This window comes from Xenorhabdus sp. BG5, assembly GCF_015163665.1.
GTDB lineage: Bacteria > Pseudomonadota > Gammaproteobacteria > Enterobacterales > Enterobacteriaceae > Xenorhabdus.
The window spans coordinates 47,184-65,209 of the sequence record NZ_JADEUG010000019.1 but is presented as its reverse complement, the minus strand read 5'-3'; the positions used below and the strand labels follow the sequence as shown (position 1 = coordinate 65,209).

12 protein-coding genes, 1 tRNA gene and 2 pseudogenes are annotated in these 18,026 nt (G+C 44.4%); 6 read left to right on the top strand and 9 right to left on the bottom strand.

The features are described 5' to 3' along the window. Positions 1-426 precede the first annotated feature (426 nt). Genes IQ209_RS11540 through IQ209_RS11525 form a run of 4 tightly spaced genes read right to left on the bottom strand, consistent with a single transcriptional unit; the run spans position 427 to position 6,192 of the window. Positions 427-1,353 (bottom strand): GNAT family N-acetyltransferase, encoded by a 927-nt coding sequence (locus IQ209_RS11540; protein ID WP_193851440.1) that lies wholly within the window; start codon positions 1,351-1,353, stop codon positions 427-429. Positions 1,354-1,364: 11 nt separating this feature from the next. Continuing rightward, positions 1,365-2,609: a phenylacetate--CoA ligase family protein gene (locus tag IQ209_RS11535; RefSeq protein ID WP_193851439.1), complete on the bottom strand. Its 1,245-nt coding sequence runs from the start codon at positions 2,607-2,609 to the stop codon at positions 1,365-1,367. Positions 2,610-2,624: 15 nt separating this feature from the next. Beyond that, positions 2,625-5,060, bottom strand: a complete 2,436-nt coding sequence (locus IQ209_RS11530; RefSeq protein WP_193851438.1) for an acyl-CoA reductase — start codon at positions 5,058-5,060, stop codon at positions 2,625-2,627. Position 5,061: 1 nt separating this feature from the next. Then, positions 5,062-6,192, bottom strand: a complete 1,131-nt coding sequence (locus IQ209_RS11525; RefSeq protein WP_193851437.1) for an acyl-protein synthase — start codon at positions 6,190-6,192, stop codon at positions 5,062-5,064. Positions 6,193-6,935: 743 nt separating this feature from the next. Here IQ209_RS11525 and IQ209_RS11520 point away from each other — a divergent pair. Next, positions 6,936-7,505 carry an Ail/Lom family outer membrane beta-barrel protein gene (locus IQ209_RS11520; protein WP_193851436.1) on the top strand — a complete coding sequence of 190 codons (570 nt, stop codon included), beginning with the start codon at positions 6,936-6,938 and terminating at the stop codon, positions 7,503-7,505. A gap of 58 nt (positions 7,506-7,563) precedes the next feature. Here the strand turns inward: IQ209_RS11520 and IQ209_RS11515 are convergent, their stop codons facing one another. Then, entirely contained in the window at positions 7,564-8,769 is a 1,206-nt protein-coding gene (locus IQ209_RS11515; protein WP_193851435.1) for an NAD(P)/FAD-dependent oxidoreductase, read from the bottom strand. Positions 8,770-9,066: 297 nt separating this feature from the next. Here IQ209_RS11515 and pitA point away from each other — a divergent pair, with 297 nt between their 5' ends. Next, positions 9,067-10,557 carry an inorganic phosphate transporter PitA gene (gene pitA / locus IQ209_RS11510; RefSeq protein ID WP_193851434.1) on the top strand — a complete coding sequence of 497 codons (1,491 nt, stop codon included), beginning with the start codon at positions 9,067-9,069 and terminating at the stop codon, positions 10,555-10,557. Positions 10,558-10,617: 60 nt separating this feature from the next. Here the strand turns inward: pitA and uspB are convergent, their stop codons facing one another. After that, positions 10,618-10,947 (bottom strand): universal stress protein UspB, encoded by a 330-nt coding sequence (uspB, locus tag IQ209_RS11505; RefSeq protein ID WP_193851433.1) that lies wholly within the window; start codon positions 10,945-10,947, stop codon positions 10,618-10,620. Positions 10,948-11,234: 287 nt separating this feature from the next. Here uspB and uspA point away from each other — a divergent pair, with 287 nt between their 5' ends. Both uspA and gdhA read left to right on the top strand, forming a co-directional pair. Continuing rightward, a complete protein-coding gene (gene uspA / locus IQ209_RS11500; RefSeq protein WP_193851432.1) occupies positions 11,235-11,666 on the top strand; it encodes a universal stress protein UspA in 432 nt (143 codons plus the stop codon). 258 nt (positions 11,667-11,924) lie between these two features. Then, the gene (gene gdhA / locus IQ209_RS11495) at positions 11,925-13,268 is read left to right on the top strand and encodes an NADP-specific glutamate dehydrogenase (protein WP_193851431.1); all 1,344 of its coding nucleotides are present in this window, start codon (positions 11,925-11,927) and stop codon (positions 13,266-13,268) included. Positions 13,269-13,463: 195 nt separating this feature from the next. Here the strand turns inward: gdhA and IQ209_RS11490 are convergent. The 3 genes and pseudogenes from IQ209_RS11490 to prlC form a co-directional block, all read right to left on the bottom strand. Then, positions 13,464-14,519 (bottom strand): annotated as a pseudogene (locus tag IQ209_RS11490) (Fic family protein); the annotation flags it as partial. Positions 14,520-14,573: 54 nt separating this feature from the next. After that, positions 14,574-15,317: a 16S rRNA (guanine(1516)-N(2))-methyltransferase RsmJ gene (rsmJ, locus tag IQ209_RS11485; protein WP_193851429.1), complete on the bottom strand. Its 744-nt coding sequence runs from the start codon at positions 15,315-15,317 to the stop codon at positions 14,574-14,576. Between the two features lie 6 nt (positions 15,318-15,323). Then, a complete protein-coding gene (gene prlC, locus IQ209_RS11480; RefSeq protein WP_193851428.1) occupies positions 15,324-17,366 on the bottom strand; it encodes an oligopeptidase A in 2,043 nt (680 codons plus the stop codon). 224 nt (positions 17,367-17,590) lie between these two features. Between prlC and IQ209_RS11475 the strand changes: the two genes are divergently transcribed. Further along, positions 17,591-17,685 (top strand) — tRNA-Sec (locus tag IQ209_RS11475). Between the two features lie 45 nt (positions 17,686-17,730). After that, positions 17,731-17,990: pseudogene (locus tag IQ209_RS18335) on the top strand (integrase arm-type DNA-binding domain-containing protein); the annotation flags it as partial. Between the last annotated feature and the right edge of the window lie 36 nt (positions 17,991-18,026).

Genomic DNA, 18,026 nt, shown 5'->3' with positions numbered 1-18,026 from the left:
TCAACCCATGTTCTTAAGCGAAGATCATATTTCATTTAATAACTCCTTTTTATTTAAAGTTAATATTTTATCGGACTAAATTGTTTTTTCTTTAATTTTTATGAATTATTGGGAGACAGGTCAAGTTTTCCTATCGGAGTAAAAAGTGGCGTTTGGGCTGGTCATAACGCCATTTAAGGGTATCTCCAGGAGCTATGATATATTTCGCAATGTCAGGGCAAAAAAAAGCCAACATAAAGTTGGCCTATAAAAGTAAACACTGGAAGCAATGTGAGCAATGTCGTACTTTCACATGGACCCTGAAGGTGGTGCACTGAAAGTGCTAAGAATGATAATCGTTCTCAATATCATTTGTAAAGCGTTTTTTTAATCAAAGTTGAGATATTGCTTAAGATACGCTTTTTGCCATGTCAGTTGTATGGTTAATTAACCCCCCAATTCCATCTGATAGAGACGTTGAGTGCCCATATCATGAAATTGATAGGGCGTTACTTGGTAGCCCCGTAGCCACAGCAAAAACCACCCATCATGCGTGTCCGGGCAAAGCCCGGCGAATCGAAATCCGCCTTTTTTCAGCAATGAGCACAATCCCAGAGCTTTTTCACACGCTGGCAGTTTCAAATAGATTAACTGGCCAGAAGGAAGATCGATGATCTCCGATAAAAAGTCAGTATGCACTTCGTATAGTGTGATTTCCAAACGTCGGCCGGATTTTTTAATGCTAAATGGCTCAGAGATCATGGGGAGCCGACACACTGATGGTGCATTTAGGGATGATTCACCGACATATTGACTGACCTGGGCGACCCAGCCTTGCCAAGGCTGAGGCCAGTTTAGTTTAGGTAATGGCAATGATTTGAGCGGCAAAATACCTTGAACAATACTTTCTGGCTCTGGCAGTCCAAATGGCGAATCAACATAATCCAGCATCAGTGCCGTAGAATAGAAACCTAAATTTTGGGCGATGTACTGGCTTTTAGGGTGTGAACATACCTGTTTCATCGTCAATAAATTATAGCCTTGCTCTTTCGCATAGCTGCATAAATAACTGCCCAGAGACTTAGCCACACCGTGACCTTGAAAATCAGGATACACAGCAATCAGCGCCAGTTCTGCCTGATTTTTCTGTATCGTATCTTTAACCAAAGAAGCATGACCAATAAGCAAACCTTGATGGAATGCCAAGGCAGAGTACCATTGCCCTGTAGTTTGGTGTTCATTGATGAGCCTTGGCAGATAAATGTCAGGATAGACATACGAATCGCCGTAAACCTCACGGAATAATTGGCTGATCTTTTTATCATCCCCTGGCTGATAGTTGCGGATCTGAATGGTGGATTGGAAGATAGTCATCGATTTCAACCTTAGTTATAACGACGTAGATCCACAACTCGCTGCAATTTTCCTGATCGTGGGTGCGTAGCCATGCTATCAATATTGGTTTGCACGATCTCCAGCATATTTTGGTGTCTACAAGCCTCTTCTAAGCCTGGAAATGCGGCCATAACCCGATGGCGTATTCTGTCGATATCTACAGTTTGCAGGCTTGCTACCAACAATCGGATTTGATCTTGTCCTTCTTTCTGGTTTAGCTCCAATTGCCAGGCCAAAAGTTCTGTTTGTTGTGATAGCTGTGTTGCCAAGTCGTCAGGGAATAATGATAGGGTGCCAAATCGTATACGATAGCCTTGATTAGCACGTCCTTGCAGGGCAAATTTACGGCCTGGCTGTTCTGGCTCGCACCAGCAAGCCATATCACCAGTAGGATAGCGGATCACAGGCATAAGTTGTCGTTGCAGGTTAGTGACAACTAACAAGCCACGTTTCCCTGGCACAGTAATGGGCTGGTAAGTGATTTCATCGACGATTTCGATAATCGTTTCGTCGGAAAATACGCGATGCTCACCCTGTTTGCAGTCTGGATCAGCAAAACCAATCAAACCCGCATCGACACTGGCACAACCGATTGAACCTAAACGGGCGTGAGGAAAAACTTGTTGTATGATAGCGGCCTGTGAATCAAACAAACTTTCTCCACCATAGAGAATGGTTTCCACCATCGGTAATGTTTGTCTCCTCTCTTTCAAATAGTGAGCCAGGCGGATTAACTGCACGGGGACACCTGCCAGCACATTAATGTTGTGAAGACGAATATTGTTAATCAGCAATTCATCTTCAACCTTACAGGTGAAAGGAAATTCCAATATCGGGATGAGGGCATTCGATAATGCGCCGTGGATGAATATAAAGCTGGTATAAAGATCGCCAGCAAAAAACAGGTTCGCCACCCGATCTCCGGCTTTTAATTGGCGGGCAATGCCTTGGCCAAAGGAATGAATAAATGCTTTCCATTCCTGCTGGCTGAAAACCGACAACCTCCCATCGCTGGTTGAGCCACCTGTTTTAAACACATGACCGCCTTCCAGCGGTGCAGTCAGCACAGGCCAAGTTGGTAAGTCGTTTGAATGTGCCCAATAATGGTTAGGCTTCACAAGAGGTAAATCTTCCAAAACCCAATTATCGGGGATGGACTGATAGTGTTCTCGGTAATAAGCAGAATGCTCGCGTGCATGATGGAGCAAATCAGTTAATGTTGTTTTGGTCATCATCTTAATTTTACTCAATTAATATTTACGCAAGTCGATGAATAATGGTATTTTCCCACTATGTTCATTGCGGTGAAAATCTGCACTTGAAGTGGAAATAACGGCTAAATTCAGCAGGTTTCCTGCAATAACCTCGGCAATTTTGGGATCTTTCAATAAATTTTGGCGCACAGTGTGGGGATCGACATGATCAACCCATAGCTGAATGTTATCGACACCATCACGGTTATGGTCGATTATCCATTGCACGGGTAATGCCAATTGTTCAGACAAATCAGCAAGATTGAAAAAAATACTGCCTATACGTAACAGGGAACCGTGGCGCTCTTTAAGTCGGAAACGTGGTGCAGTCAGGCCACAAGAACAAGGTTGATTAATCCAGCAACCGAGATCCCCTAAATCGTAGCGTTGGATGGGTTGTGCTTCACGGTGGCGGGAAGTGAATACCAGACGACCTGTTTCACCCTCTGCCACGGGTTGATCATTTTCTATATTGAGAATTTCCAGCCATTGAGTATCCGCCATTAAATGGAAAACACCGTCCTCGCTGGCTGCACACGCATGACCCATTGGCCCCGCATCGACTGAACCGTAAATAGTTGAACGTATCAGGGTAATATCAAAGCTGGTCAGGAAGTTTCGCTGGTTTATATTGAGGTGTTCGCCCCCCAGTAATAGCTTACGAATACCACCATATTGGCGTAGTTTGGTTTCTTCATTTAGAAATAACCGATGTATCGTGCTTGGCATACCCACCAGCGTATTAATGCGTTGATGTACGATAAAATCAGCGATTTCACTAAAATCATTATCAGTAGGGCCACCCATTGGATATTGTGTCACGCCCAATTTATCCAAAATGGTGAAGAAGCTCATCATGCCACCGTATAATTTCCCGCCATACAGCAGGTTCATGACGCGATCGGTTGCAGGTTCAAGCCCTGAGGCGAATACGCCATCGGCGGCGGCCTGCATCTGCCGGTGGTAATCATGGTAGCTATAAGCAGCCAACTTAGGCGTACCACTGCTGCCACCACTGCGAAAAAACAGGCGAGCCTTATCGTTAGGAACCAGCGCCTGGAAATCTGCTTTATTCATGACAGGCCGGTTTTCTAATCCGCGTGGACGCGAGGGAGGTACATCAAGGTGGGCGCACCCTGCCATTAAACCAGGCGCAAGGCTGACAGATACTCGCTTGGTAAGGCGTGATAGTGCGTAGACGCCATCGTGTGGCTCACCATGATAGCCATTATGCATCTGCCCCGCCGGAGTGATTCGGCTGACACCCGCAGCAAACAGGGTATGGCTCATTTCGGTGATATGCTCTTGACGGGTAATCAAAGCGCAGCTTTGTAGATAGTGACGCCAGGGCAGCAAAATAGAACACAAATGTTGACGCGGAGCAGGGCGTATCTGCAATGTGCGGAATAAGGGAGACGCCGCTAATTCTTTTTCGTGTCGCCATATCACTCGCCAGCCGTCGGCTTGCCAGATTTCACCGCGTACCTGTGTAAACGCAAAATCGAGTTGTTGGAAAGCCGTTTGCGTCGTAATTTCAGCCGCTTCCTGAATATCCGGTTTCAGGGCTGGATACAATCCGGCACGGCGTTGCAAGGCGGCCGCCATGCGTTGTCCAATATGTTGTAAAACTTCAGGATCATCGCTATCGACCAGCAAACATTGCGGACTGGAACAGGCTTGTTGGTCATAACGACAGATATCATCAGCCAATGCATCCAATTGGGTATCATCGGCGGCGTCAGGGCTTAACCAGGCAATACTGATACGGTGCCCCCAATCTATCCAGCGGCAACCTGCGGGGAGTTGAGCACGAATGGATGTCAGGGAAGCATCGCTGCCCCAGGCAGAAACCGCATCAGCCTGACCGAACAGCTCTGCCAATTGTGTCACTGGCAACGGTAAGACGGCTATTCGATCAGCTAACTCACCTGAAATATTATGGGCTAAAAATTCTGCCAGCAATTTTGCACTAAACCCGTTGTCGTTACTGCTTGGGCGTAACCAGTTAATATTCCCCACCAGCAAGCTCTCTATCACGGCCATAAAGGGCAGAAGGTCAGCATTGGAAGGCGTAATGTGCACGACCAGGCCCAATGGCTTCCAAGTTTCATATCGGTTCTGGTTATAATCGAATCGACGCAGTGAAAAAGCGTTTTGCCCAAGTTCCCGCTCCAGTTTGGCTTCCAGTGCTTCACGTTGGCAAAAAGCGATAAGCGATTCCCTGATTTGGGTATTAAACAAGGGATGTTCACCCAGATTGGAAAGATATTCGGCAAAGCGTTGCGCGCAATCAAGTACCTGCTCAGAAGTATGGGGGTGTGCCAGCAAATCAGGTAAACGCTCACGCAATTTAGCGATTTCTTGTCTTTCCAATTGCTCTGAATAAATCGGATTATTCATATTTTTTACGGAAATGGTTTTTACGGAAGACATATCAAGATCTCTTAATCAATTCTGAAGCGGCAATCGCACAACTACGGCTTTTGCTAGTGCCAGCGCGGCCAAGCAGTTCAAACCAATCTGTTTCAAGTTCACAACCACAGCTTTCACCGGAATGCAGTACAGCCAGGTCACTTGTAACGATGCTGTGGGCTGGGCAGGAAGTGATATAAGGTGAGGTAAGATGCAGAAAACCCGGTTTCCCGTAAGGTTGGCAGGTTAAGTTAGTGGTATGGCGCACATAGGCACGGGCGTAAACTGGAACATGGAAATGATGGTGAGAACATTCAACATAAGGAACTGGATGTTCAACGGAACCATAACCATCACGACAGCGAATATCAGGGATACCCAATTGTTCGGTTATTCGTTGATATAGTTCTTTTTTAGGAATGGATTTATCGGCATGTGTTTTCCAGCCTCCGCCGAGGAAAACCAGCGATTCAGGATGTAATTTTAGTGCCGGTAGTCCCATCTGCGCCATTCTTTGCAGGGTAAACCACAAAAAGGCAGGAAAACCGAAAATCCGCACTGGCAATCCATCTTGGGCAAATTGCTGGAGTGCCGTAATAGTACCAAAGGGATCGAATTCATTACCTTGTCCGTTATGGCGCAAAGCATAATAAGCCCGATTTACCGGCGCATATTTACACAGGAATTGATCGGTGTAGGCTGTACCCAAAGTGACGGCACCTGCGGGTTCATAGCTCAGCAGCAGGTAGTTACAGGGTTGATCAGGGGTATTCCAGCCATAATAGTCAAAAATACAGTCCACCATATGCTGGGCTGCCGCAATACTGACATCATCATAGCGCATACGGCTTTTTTGTCCGGTGGTTCCAGAGGACGTCAGTTCCAGCGCATCGTGTGCACTGTCGCTGAGTATCAGGTTACGTTTGAAATAATTGGCAAAGAGCAAAGGCAGATTTGACCAATCATCCAGGGTCATTAGCGCCTGTTTATCCAAACCATGATCTGCCAGCCACTGCGCGTAACCAGGAGTATGTTCGCAGTGATAAAGTGTCAGTTCGCACATGGCGTTATTAAATAATGCGTCATATTCGGTACAAGCACGGTAAGGATGTGTGATAGCACACAGTGCTTTGACGTGAGGTAAGTTTTGCATATCAACACTCATTCTTCAGTAACAGCTATAAAGAATTATTAATTAAAACATCTTAATTAATATTTGATTCTTAGGTTGGGTGTAATTATTTTTGATAGACCGCAATTATTAATTGAAATAATTAATTTGGCGTCTGTTTTAATTTAATTATTTGGGCGTTGTTGGAGGATGATAAATTGGATCTGACAGTAGTAATTTTTTATAAACAGTGTTATTTCGGATAATGGTAGATGTTTTTTTCCGTCTTACAGTTTATGTCAGTCCTGCGTTTGCGGAGCGCATTATTTCAAACAAAGCGATAATAATCAAACTGTTTGTCTAATGTTTTGTCTTTAATTCAATCATTATTTAATACATCCGTCTTATTATTTATTATTATGTGTGATGGAATTAAGTTTCTTTTGGTGTGTGAATAGATTAGGGAAAACACCTATTTTAGCGATAATTTAAGAAATTAAAGCGAATTTAATATTCAAAAAGATCTGGCTTCGCCATACGGAAATTAAAAGTAAAGATACCGTCAATTGGGGATTGTTTATATCTCCCCCGCGTAGAGGGAAGAAATCACATGCATCTTGAAGTGAGATTGGTATAAACGTATCGCCATAACATGCGGTGTAAAAGATAGTAATCAATTGTGATTATTTTATGTAAATTATTTTTGTTGGGTTATATTTTACGTTGTGTTTTTTTGAAATTTAAGTATATTTCTGTGCGATTTATATAACAAAGAGATACTTATAATGAAAAAAGCGCTATTGACTTCAGCTATCATTGCGGGGTTATCTGTTTCTTCATTGACAGCGCATGCAAGTGGCAAACACACCCTTTCATTAGGCTACGCCCAAAGCGATATGAAGGCGCAAATTGAGGGAAGTGAATCAAATATGAAGGATCTGGATAAGGATCCAAGAGGTCTCAACCTGAAATACCGTTATGAGATTAATGATAATTGGGGCTTTATCAGTTCGGTCACACAAACTAAACTAGAAATTAACTACTATCATCCAGGTAATCGGCAGTTATCAGTTGGTAATGGGGACATTACTTATAGATCATTGATGGCTGGTCCGACATATCGCTTTAATGAATATGTCAGCGCCTATGCCTTGATTGGTGCAGCTAAAGTTGAAGGTAAAGCTCGTCTGACTGCACAACCAAGTGTAAGTAAAAAGAAAACAGCGGTTGCCTACGGCACAGGATTACAATTTAACCCGATATCAAGTGTAGCTGTTGATGTTGCCTACGAATATTCTGATTTAAGCCAGGCTAAAACAGGAACGTGGACAGTGGGTGTTGGTTATCATTTCTAATTTGATCCAATAGCTATCCCAAAACTTCACCCTGAATATCAAACTGCTGTATGAGTATTTAGGGTGTTGTTCTGTCCAACACCAAAGCCAGCGCACAAGCCCACGCCGAACTCCATGCCCACTGGAAGTTATACCCACCAAGCCAACCGGTTACATCGACCACTTCACCAATAAAGTACAGTCCCTTCACCTTATGAGCTTCCATCGTTTTTGATGACAACTCGTGAGTATCCACGCCGCCAAGAGTCACTTCCGCTGTACGATAACCTTCCGTACCATTGGGTTGCACCTGCCAGGATTGCAGGGTGGTGATTAGCGCTTTTTGCTGTGCTGAATTAAGTTGTTTCAGGGGCAGTTCCGGTAATTGCTCAAGAGACTGTAAACATTCCACCAGACGTTTGGGTAATAATTTAGCCAGTGCGTTTTTCAAACTCTGATTGGGATGAGATTCTCGTTCCTTATCCAGAAAACGCCCGAAATCTGTGTCAGGAAGTAAGTTAATACTCACATACTCACCAGGCTGCCAATAGCTGGAAATCTGCAAAATAGCCGGACCGGAAAGACCGCGATGGGTGAACAGAATATTTTCCCTGAATACAGTACCATCTTTTGCGGTCACAACAGAGGGAACCGAGACACCGGAAAGGGTTTGAAGTTGTTCCAGTAATGGCTTATGCAAAGTAAAGGGAACTAATGCTGCACGTGTAGGCAGGATGTTGAGTCCAAATTGTTCCGCGATACGGTAACCTAAAGGAGAAGCTCCCAGGCCCGGCATGGACAAACCACCGGATGCCACAACAAGTGAGTGTGCGCTTACCTTTCTTCCTGCCGCAGTAATGACAAAACCCTGCTCTTTCTTCTCGACATGAGTCACTTCACTGCGCAATTGGATCGTTACCTGTCCTATTTCGCACTCTTGCAAAAGCAGGTCTATGATTTGTTGGGCTGAGTTGTCGCAGAAAAGCTGTCCCAAGGTTTTTTCGTGGTAAGGGATACCGTAACGCTGTACAAGATCAATAAAATCCCATTGGGTATAGCGAGCAAGTGCTGACTTACAAAAATGGGGATTGACGGAAAGGTAGGCCGCCGGTTCGGTATACATGTTGGTAAAATTGCAGCGCCCTCCACCGGACATCAAAATCTTGCGACCAGCTTTTTTGCCATTATCCAGTACCAGAACGTTTAATCCAGCTTGCCCCGCTTGTGCAGCACAAAATAAGCCAGCAGCGCCAGCACCAATAATAACTACATCAAATTTTTCCATTCATTTGTCTCTTTTGGCCGAGTTAATTGTGGGAATTCACTGCATTGTGAGGACTCTGTTCACGAACTACGGAGAAAAATAGGCATTTGGTTTAACTTTCTACGGTAATAAATTATTTTTCATCAAAAAAATAGTAAAATATTAAAATTAAATAACTATTTGATATAATTAACAAATGCAAGAATTTTTATGCCATTTGACCATCATTAAATCAAAAAAAGGTCATATTTCTCTTTTCCCGCTACCATTTGTCACTGATAATGCGCGCGTCATGTCCTACTAACTGGCTTAACGTTTATGCTACATCTGTTTACTGGCCTGGAATTTTATACCGGCCTTATGTTAGTGCTTGCTCTGTTGTTTGTGCTTTTCTATGAAGCCATCAATGGGTTTCATGATACCGCAAACGCAGTAGCAACTGTTATTTATACCCGGGCAATGCGTTCACAGCTTGCTGTTGTGATGGCAGGGGTTTTTAACTTTTTGGGTGTTCTCCTTGGTGGGTTAAGTGTCGCTTATGCGATTGTGCATCTACTACCTACGGATCTTCTGCTAAATGTCAGTTCAGCTCACGGTTTGGCTATGGTTTTTTCCATGCTGCTGGCGGCGATCATCTGGAATTTAGGTACGTGGTATTTCGGTATTCCTGCATCCAGTTCCCATACGTTGATTGGTTCTATTATCGGCATCGGCCTGACTAATGCGATAGTAACCCGTTCTTCAGTGGTTGATGCGTTGAATATTCCGAAGATGATACAGATTTTCATGTCCTTGATCCTGTCTCCTCTTGTTGGCCTGATCATTGCCGGAGCGATGGTGTTTTTACTGCGTCGCTATTGGAGTGGTACAAAAAAACGTCGTCGTATCCATATGACGCCTGTTGAGCGTGAAAAACAGGATGGCAAACGTAAACCCCCATTCTGGACACGTACTGCCCTGATCCTCTCTGCTGTTGGTGTGAGTTTCTCCCACGGCGCGAATGATGGTCAGAAAGGTATCGGTTTGATTATGCTGGTTCTGATTGGCGTCGCACCTGCGGGATTTGTCGTCAATATGAATTCAACCAGTTATGATATTGCCCGCACTCGTGATGCCGTTGTCCACTTGCAGCAGTATTATGGGCAACATGCGCCAGCGTTAACTCATGCGATTGAACTGAATCCAGCCGTTTCTTCTGTTGAAGATCAGCTAGATATGACGTTCCATTGCGATAGTTCACGCGCATTGGCAGTGCTGAACAAGGCTGAAAGCATGTTGGCGAGTATCCAAAATTTCAACGAATTAACGCCGGATCAACGTAACAGTATGCGCCGCATGTTGATGTGCGCCGCTGATACGACCAACGTTGTGGCTAAACTGCCAGAAACCAGCCTTGAAGATGCACGTTTCCTGAATAAATTGCGTAAAGATCTGCTAAGTACGGTGGAATATGCGCCATTATGGATCATTGTTGCCGTGGCTCTTGCCCTGTCTTTAGGCACAATGGTTGGCTGGAAACGTGTTGCTGTGACTATCGGTGAGAAGATTGGCAAAAAAGGCATGACTTATGCCCAAGGTGTTTCTGCACAGGTGACTGCGGCGGTTTCTATTGGTGTTGCCAGCTATACGGGGATGCCAGTATCCACGACACAAGTGCTCTCTTCTGCGGTAGCAGGGACGATGCTGGTTGATGGTGGTGGTGTGCAGAGCAAGACCATCAAGAATATCATGTTAGCGTGGGTTTTGACGCTGCCGATTTCCATTGCATTGTCAGGTGTATTGTATTGGATCGCCCTGAAACTGATCTAATGATGTTTTAGAAAAAAGGTTGGCTTCTCGTTATTGCAAGCCAACCTTTTTTATTTTATCTCAGATCATCATCGCTACCAGACATAGCATAACAACGCCACAGAGTATTTCTGTCAATATAAATTGTTTCCTCATCCTTTCGCACAGCAAGACGACATCTGGGTCGTGATGGTTGATATAACTTTGTGAATTGATATAACGCACGAGCCGCATTTGCTTATTGAATTGACCATTAGCTTTAAAAAAACCATTCCCATCAACGGCTTGATACAGCATTGGATCTGTCTCACGTAAAATTGACAGAAGTACACGGAGCGAAGAAAAATAGCGCATTATGTTAATAATGCAGATAAGGCAAACTGCCCAAAATAGTGCAGTGGTATTGAACATACTTCCCCCTCCTGATCGTGGTAGCAATAGCTGCCAGCAAAAGAAGAAACCAACCGGAAACGTTTTTATTTGAATAATAACTATATTAAATATTAGTTAAAAATACAGTGTTCAGCGGGTATTATCGTAAGGGATATAATCCGCTATTGTGGCTGGTTTGAAAGTAAAACAATAAGTTGTGATCAAAACAACACTCAAAAGACACATTGAGCGGTTATAGTATAGACATCGAATCATGGCGTTTAATGTTGCCAATCCATTTAAATGACGTTATGGAAGGAGCTCTTATGGCTTACAAACATATTCTTGTTGCGGTTGATTTATCTCCAGAAAGTCAGATTTTGGTGGAAAAAGCTGTATCATTGGCGAAACCGTACAATGCCAAAGTTTCCCTGATCCATGTTGATGTTAACTACTCTGATCTTTATACCGGCCTGATTGACGTAAATCTTGGCGATATGCAGGAGCGTATCGCGGATGAGACGCGTAATTCCCTGAAAGAACTGTCTGCGGGTGCAGATTATCCTATTCAGGAAACGTTGAGTGGCAGTGGTGATTTAGGTCAAGTCCTTGTGGATGCGATTAAACAATACGATATGGATCTGGTTGTATGTGGTCACCATCAGGATTTTTGGAGTAAGTTGATGTCTTCAGCCCGCCAGCTTATTAACACCGTTCATATTGATATGTTGATTGTACCTTTACGTGACGAAGAATAATCTTCGGTTGATATTTTATTCCGTAAAATCGCCTGCTTATGCAGGCGATTTTTTTATCCTCAAAAAAGATAATGAAACTGGTTTAGAAATTGTCAAAGTTATTTTTGAGAAAATAGATAAAAAATAGTTGTTGAAATTTAAGCATAGAACAGTGCTATATTCAGAAAGCAAACCGTAATTACCTCACATTTTCGACAAAAAAATAATATGGAAAATGGCAGGGGGTCATCACATCTGAATGACAAAAAGGAAGCCCAAATGAATGTTTCATTATCTTTAGTTTCATTTCTCGATTCGGTTCAATCCCGTAATCAGCATCAAGTAGAATACCTACAAGCAGTACGAGAAGTGTTGACCTCTCTCTGGCCTTTTCTGCAACAAAACCCGCAATATTGTGAGCAAGGGTTATTGGAACGTCTGGTGGAGCCGGAAAGAGTTATCCAATTCCGCGTCTGCTGGGTAGATGATAAAGGGAAAGTACAGGTTAACCGCGCATGGCGGGTTCAGTTCAGTTCTGCTATTGGGCCATTTAAAGGTGGAATGCGTTTTCACCCCTCAGTGAATCTTTCTATCCTGAAATTTTTAGGTTTTGAGCAGACATTGAAGAATGCGTTGACAACGCTGCCGATGGGAGGCGGAAAAGGGGGTTCTGATTTCGATCCCAAAGGGAAAAGCCACGGTGAAATTATGCGATTTTGTCAGGCATTGATGACAGAACTTTACCGTCATCTGGGGTCAGATACCGATGTGCCTGCCGGAGATATTGGTGTAGGCAGCCGTGAAGTCGGTTTTATGGCAGGTATGATGAAAAAATTGTCGAACAATACGGCGTGTGTTTTCACGGGTAAGGTCCTGTCTTTTGGTGGCAGCTTGATCCGCCCTGAAGCGACCGGATATGGGCTGGTTTATTTCACCCATGAAATGCTTAAACGTCATGGCATGGAACTTGAGGGCATGCGAGTATCTGTATCCGGTGCGGGGAACGTTGCCCAGTATTCTATTGAAAAATGCATGGAGTTGGGGGCAAAAGTCGTCACTGTATCGGATTCAGGCGGCACGGTATTGGATGAAGAGGGTTTTACCGCGGAGAAACTGGCTCACCTTCAAGAAATCAAAAACCAGCGTTACGGTCGTGTGGAAGAGTATGCCAAAGAGCGTGGCCTGACTTTCCTCAAAGGCCAAGATCCGTGGTCTATTCCTGTGGATATTGCCCTGCCTTGTGCGACGCAGAACGAATTGGATTTGGAAGCGGCGAAGACATTGATTAAAAATGGGGTGAAAGTGGTTGCGGAAGGCGCCAATATGCCGGCGACGATTGAGGCTACTACGGCTTTCCTTGAAGCAGGTGTTTTGTTTGCTCCGGGCAAGGCAGCTAATGCGGGTGGAGTGGCAACTTCGGGTTTGGAAATGGCACAAAACGCAGCGCGTCTGAGTTGGAAAGCAGAAAAAGTGGATATTCGCTTACATCACATCATGCTCGATATCCATCAGGCTTGCGTAGAATATGGTGGAGAAGAAAAACAAACTAACTACGTACAAGGCGCGAATATCGCTGGCTTTGTCAAAGTGGCGGATGCGATGTTGTCACAAGGTGTTATTTAATATAACCAATTGCGTGGTCAATCTGAATTCTGGATAAGGAATTGACTCAGTGCCTGTTCCAAGAGCAAGGTTTTGGTGCACATCCAAAATTGCTTTGGGGAGGAACAGGCCATGAACAATGAGTGGAAATGTTCGGCGATATTGATGACTTTTGTCGTTTTTGCCAAGTTCAATATTGATGGAGGGTATTGATAGTTATAAGCCAGGAACGAACCCTTCATTTTTCAATGATTGAATGACTCCTCTTATCAGAGATGAATGAGATATATTAATCGCGTAGCTTCTGGCTTTATTTGATGTTGGTTTTAATAGTTTCTGTTCTACTAGTTTAGATATTTGATATGTTATTTGCGCTGACTTAAGCTCAGGTAAAACCTCTTTCAAGTCTCCTACCTTAATAATGCCCACTGTAACTGCTTTTCTCAGTATTTTTGCTTCAACATTGCTTAGCGCATTCTTTTCTAAAGCAAATGCTATTGCTGGAAATAAAATTTTCTGACTTAAGAAATGTAAATTGGTTAACTGGTCAACCTTTTTTAGTTCAGTAGAGATACCAGCTAATACATAAATACACCATTCTTCAAGCCCTTCACGAGTTCCAAGATCTGCTTTTGATAACATTTCATAATATTTATTTCTATCATTGCAAAACACTGCTGTAGGATTGAGAACTCTGCCGCCAGCTTGAACATTAAATCCATACTTGATAAGTAATGCATAAGTTAACAATCTTACTGTTCGACCGTTTCCGTTGCTGAAAGGATGAATCCAACCAAAGCGATGATGGGCAAGAGCTATTTTCATTAAATCGTATTTAGGGCTGTCCTCATGGTTAATGAAAGCGGTTAATTCATTCATATAGTCAGGGACTTTTATGCTATCAGGCGGAAGATGTTCTGATTGCCCTATGCTCACACCATAATGGCGATATTGACCGGATGTTTTATCTCCTTCGCGTTGTAAGTTATCTACCGCAAGGGTATGTAATTCTCTGATAAAACGCTCTGTTATCTCGTCACCACGTTTAAAATATTCATCTATAAAGCTCATTGCTTTTTCAATATTATCAATTTCTTTCAACTGATCATCTTGGCTCTGAGTTCCTTCAATTTTACTTTCAATATAGTCAGCAAGGGTTGTATGGTTGCCTTCGATTCTGGCTGAGCCAAGACTTTCAAGCATATGAAAGATTTCTTTTAATTGAATAAAAAGTGATGGATGCACATCAATTTCTAGGCGTAAATGTCTCAATTCGGATTAGTCAGATGATTTAAAAACCCCATATGTAACATGGGGTTTATTTTTCTAACAAGGATAAATATCGAATCGGTGATTTTTAGTGGTAATTGCAGCGGAAGCCTTAATACCCGCCAGTGGTTCTGCATAATCTGGCCGTTTTACCACAACCCGACGTTTTGCCAATGCACGGGCCGGTTCCAGTAAACTATCAGCATCCTCATCTGCCCCGACGAGTGATTGGAAAACCCGCATCTCTTTTTTGACGAGCGCGCTTTTTTGTTTGTGTGGATACATAGGATCAAGGTAAACCACATCTGGCGGCGGTGTAATATCTGTCAATGCTGTAATGCTTGAGGCGTGGATCAGCGTCATGCGTTCTTTCAGCCAACTTCCAATCTCTTCATCCTGATAGCCGCGCTGTAGTCCGTCATCCAACAATGCTGCTACCACAGGGTTGCGTTCTAACATTCTGACATGACAGCCGATAGAGGCCAGTACAAAAGCATCGCGTCCCAATCCAGCGGTGGCATCCACAACATTGGGTAAATAATCTTTCTTGATACCGACTGCTTTTGCAACGGCTTCGCCACGGCCGCCACCAAAGCGACGACGGTGCGCCATTGTTCCGCTGACAAAATCGACATAAATCCCGCCCAGCTTAGGTTCATCGCGCTTGCGCAATTCGAGTCGTTCGGGAGTTAATACCAGGGCCATGACTGAATCTTCATCGTGGATCAGATCCCAACGTTCAGCCAATAACGATAAGGCGCTGCGATCAGCGCCCTCTTCACAAATCAAACAAATCTTCACAGGTCATTATCCGCCGATGCCGTAGCTCTCGAGCATTGCATCCAGTTCTGGTTCACGGCCCCGGAAGCGGACAAACAGTGTCATTGGATCTTCTGAGCCGCCGCGGGTCAAGATATTGTCGAGGAATGACTGACCGGTTGTGCGATTGAAAATTCCCTCTTCTGAGAAGCGAGAATAGGCATCGGCTGCCAGCACATCCGCCCACAGATAGCTGTAATAACCCGCGGCATAGCCACCATTAAAGATATGGCTAAAGGAGTGCGGGAAGCGTCCCCAATCTGGCGATGGTACAACCGCAACTTGTTTTTTCACTGATTGCAGCGTTTCCAGAATTTGCGCTCCTTTGACTGGATCATATTCCACATGTAAGCGGAAATCGAACAGACCAAACTCAAGCTGGCGCAGAATTTTCATTGCAGCCTGATAGTTTTTGGCTGCCAACATATTATCCAGCATCTCTTGTGGCAGTGGCTCCTGAGTTTGATAGTGACCGGAGATAAATGCCAATGCTTCCGGCTCCCAGCACCAGTTTTCCATAAACTGGCTTGGGCACTCTACTGCATCCCACGGCACGCCACTGATGCCAGCAACATCCAGAGCTTCAATCTCGGTCAGCATATGGTGTAAGCCATGCCCAAACTCATGGAATAGTGTTGTCACTTCATCGTGTGTAAACAGGGCAGGTTGGTCACCGACTGGCTTGTTAAAATTACAAGTCAGATAAGCGACCGGGTTTTGCAACTCGCCAGATGCATGACGCATTCTGCCGACATAACTGTTCATCCATGCACCACCGCGTTTATGCTCACGGGCGTAAAGATCTAAGTAGAAACTGCCGCGCAATACTTGCTGCTCATCATACAGATCAAAGAAGCGCACATCAGGGTGCCATGTATCGACATCATGGCGCTCTTTGGCGGTGATGCCATAAATGCGGCGAATGACTTCAAACAGTCCTTCCAACGCTCGTTGTTCAGGGAAGTAAGGACGCAGTTGTTCATCATCAATGGAGAAATCATGCTGCTTTTGCTTCTCGCTGTAATATGTGAGATCCCACGCTTCCAGCTCATCAACATCGTAGTGAGATTTAGCGAAGTCAGTGAGTGCTTCCAACTCTTCTTGACCTTGTTGATGAGCGCGTTTGGCCAGATCGTTCAGGAAATCGAGTACTTGTTGAGGTGTTTTAGCCATTTTGGTCGCTAGGGAACTTTCAGCATAGTTTTTGAATCCCAGTAATTGGGCGAGTTCATGACGTAATGCGAGTAGTTCCGCCATCACTTCACTGTTATCCCATTTTCCGGCATCTGGCCCTTGATCGGAAGCACGGGTTGTATAGGCGTAATACATTTCTTTGCGCAGTTCACGATTATCGCCATAAGTCATGACTGGCAGATAACTTGGCATATTGAGTGTCAGCAACCACCCATCCAGTCCCTTGGCTTCGGCGGTGGCCTTGGCTGCGGCTTTGGCACTTTCAGGCAGACCGGCCAGATCGCCCTCGTCGGTAATCAGCTTGGTCCATCCCATAGTGGCATCCAGCAAATTATTGCCGAACTTTGCACCCAGCTCAGATAAACGAGCAGTAATTTCACCGTAACGTTTCTGTTTCTCTTCTGGTAAGCCAATGCCGGTCAATTCAAAATCACGCAACGTATCTTCAACAACCTTGCGCTGGGGCTGGGAAAGCGTTTCGAAGACTTGGCTCTCTTTTAGCGATTTATATGCCTGATATAACCCTTTGTGTTGCCCCAACCAGGTATCGAATTCAGAGAGCAGGGACAGGCTTTGCTCATAGGCTTCGCGAAGCTCTGGACTATTCTTGACCGCATTCAGGTGTTCGACTGGCGACCACATACGGGAAAGCCTGTCTTTCTCTTCTGAAATAGGTTGGCACAGGTTATCCCAGGTAAAAGTGGTGTTTTCGGATAAAATCTTCTCAATGACTTGGCGGTAATTGGCTAACGTCTCTTTCACAGCAGGCACGACATGTTTTGGTTCGATTGCAGAGAACTTAGGCAATGCAGAAGATATCAGTAGCGGATTAGTCATAATGAGCGCCTTATATGTGTATTTGGGTATAGGCTGAAACCAGTTCCGTATCCCATAGGTTGTTGACGATAGATGGGGATAAGATATCGTGAGTTCAATGCTAATGCCGCACTTTTGTGCGAACAATTAGGTTCTTTTTCTGTCAGGGATCTGTGAAGTTGCGGAGAAGTTTAGATATTCTTGGAGACGCGCTATAATCCCTGCTCTTCATCAATTTTATTAATGGAAGATCATCGTCCCCGGTGGGGCGGCTGGACTTCAAATCCAGATGGGGCCGCCAGCGGCCCTCGGCAGGTTCAACTCCTGTGATCTTCCGCCATCTTTTGTCTTCAATAAAATGTATTCCTTAAAGATATACCTCCAAATGAAATTAACAGCCCATCAAGTAGATACCTGGAAGCCAAAGGAAAAAGATTATAAGTTGTCTGATGGTGGCGGTTTATCCTGACATTTCCTTGGCTGAGGCAAGAAAAAAACGTGGAGGAATCCCAAAAACTCATTTCTGAGGGGCAAGATCCGAATATTGATAAAAAGCAAAAGAAATTAGCCAGCCAATACAAGCTAAGCAACACATTCGAAGCCATAATGAGGGAGTGGCATAAATCCAAAGCTGATAGATGGTCTTAGGGGGGTATCTCTGGCAGGTAAATAAAAACATCG

Coding starts and splice junctions, on each gene's coding strand:
- IQ209_RS11525 (WP_193851437.1), bottom strand. CDS start 6,192: ATGCAAAACTTACCTCACGTCAAAGCACTGTGTGCTATCACACATCCT.
- uspA (WP_193851432.1), top strand. CDS start 11,235: ATGGCTTACAAACATATTCTTGTTGCGGTTGATTTATCTCCAGAAAGT.
- gdhA (WP_193851431.1), top strand. CDS start 11,925: ATGAATGTTTCATTATCTTTAGTTTCATTTCTCGATTCGGTTCAATCC.
- IQ209_RS11515 (WP_193851435.1), bottom strand. CDS start 8,769: ATGGAAAAATTTGATGTAGTTATTATTGGTGCTGGCGCTGCTGGCTTA.
- pitA (WP_193851434.1), top strand. CDS start 9,067: ATGCTACATCTGTTTACTGGCCTGGAATTTTATACCGGCCTTATGTTA.
- IQ209_RS11540 (WP_193851440.1), bottom strand. CDS start 1,353: ATGACTATCTTCCAATCCACCATTCAGATCCGCAACTATCAGCCAGGG.
- uspB (WP_193851433.1), bottom strand. CDS start 10,947: ATGTTCAATACCACTGCACTATTTTGGGCAGTTTGCCTTATCTGCATT.
- prlC (WP_193851428.1), bottom strand. CDS start 17,366: ATGACTAATCCGCTACTGATATCTTCTGCATTGCCTAAGTTCTCTGCA.
- IQ209_RS11520 (WP_193851436.1), top strand. CDS start 6,936: ATGAAAAAAGCGCTATTGACTTCAGCTATCATTGCGGGGTTATCTGTT.
- IQ209_RS11535 (WP_193851439.1), bottom strand. CDS start 2,609: ATGATGACCAAAACAACATTAACTGATTTGCTCCATCATGCACGCGAG.
- IQ209_RS11530 (WP_193851438.1), bottom strand. CDS start 5,060: ATGTCTTCCGTAAAAACCATTTCCGTAAAAAATATGAATAATCCGATT.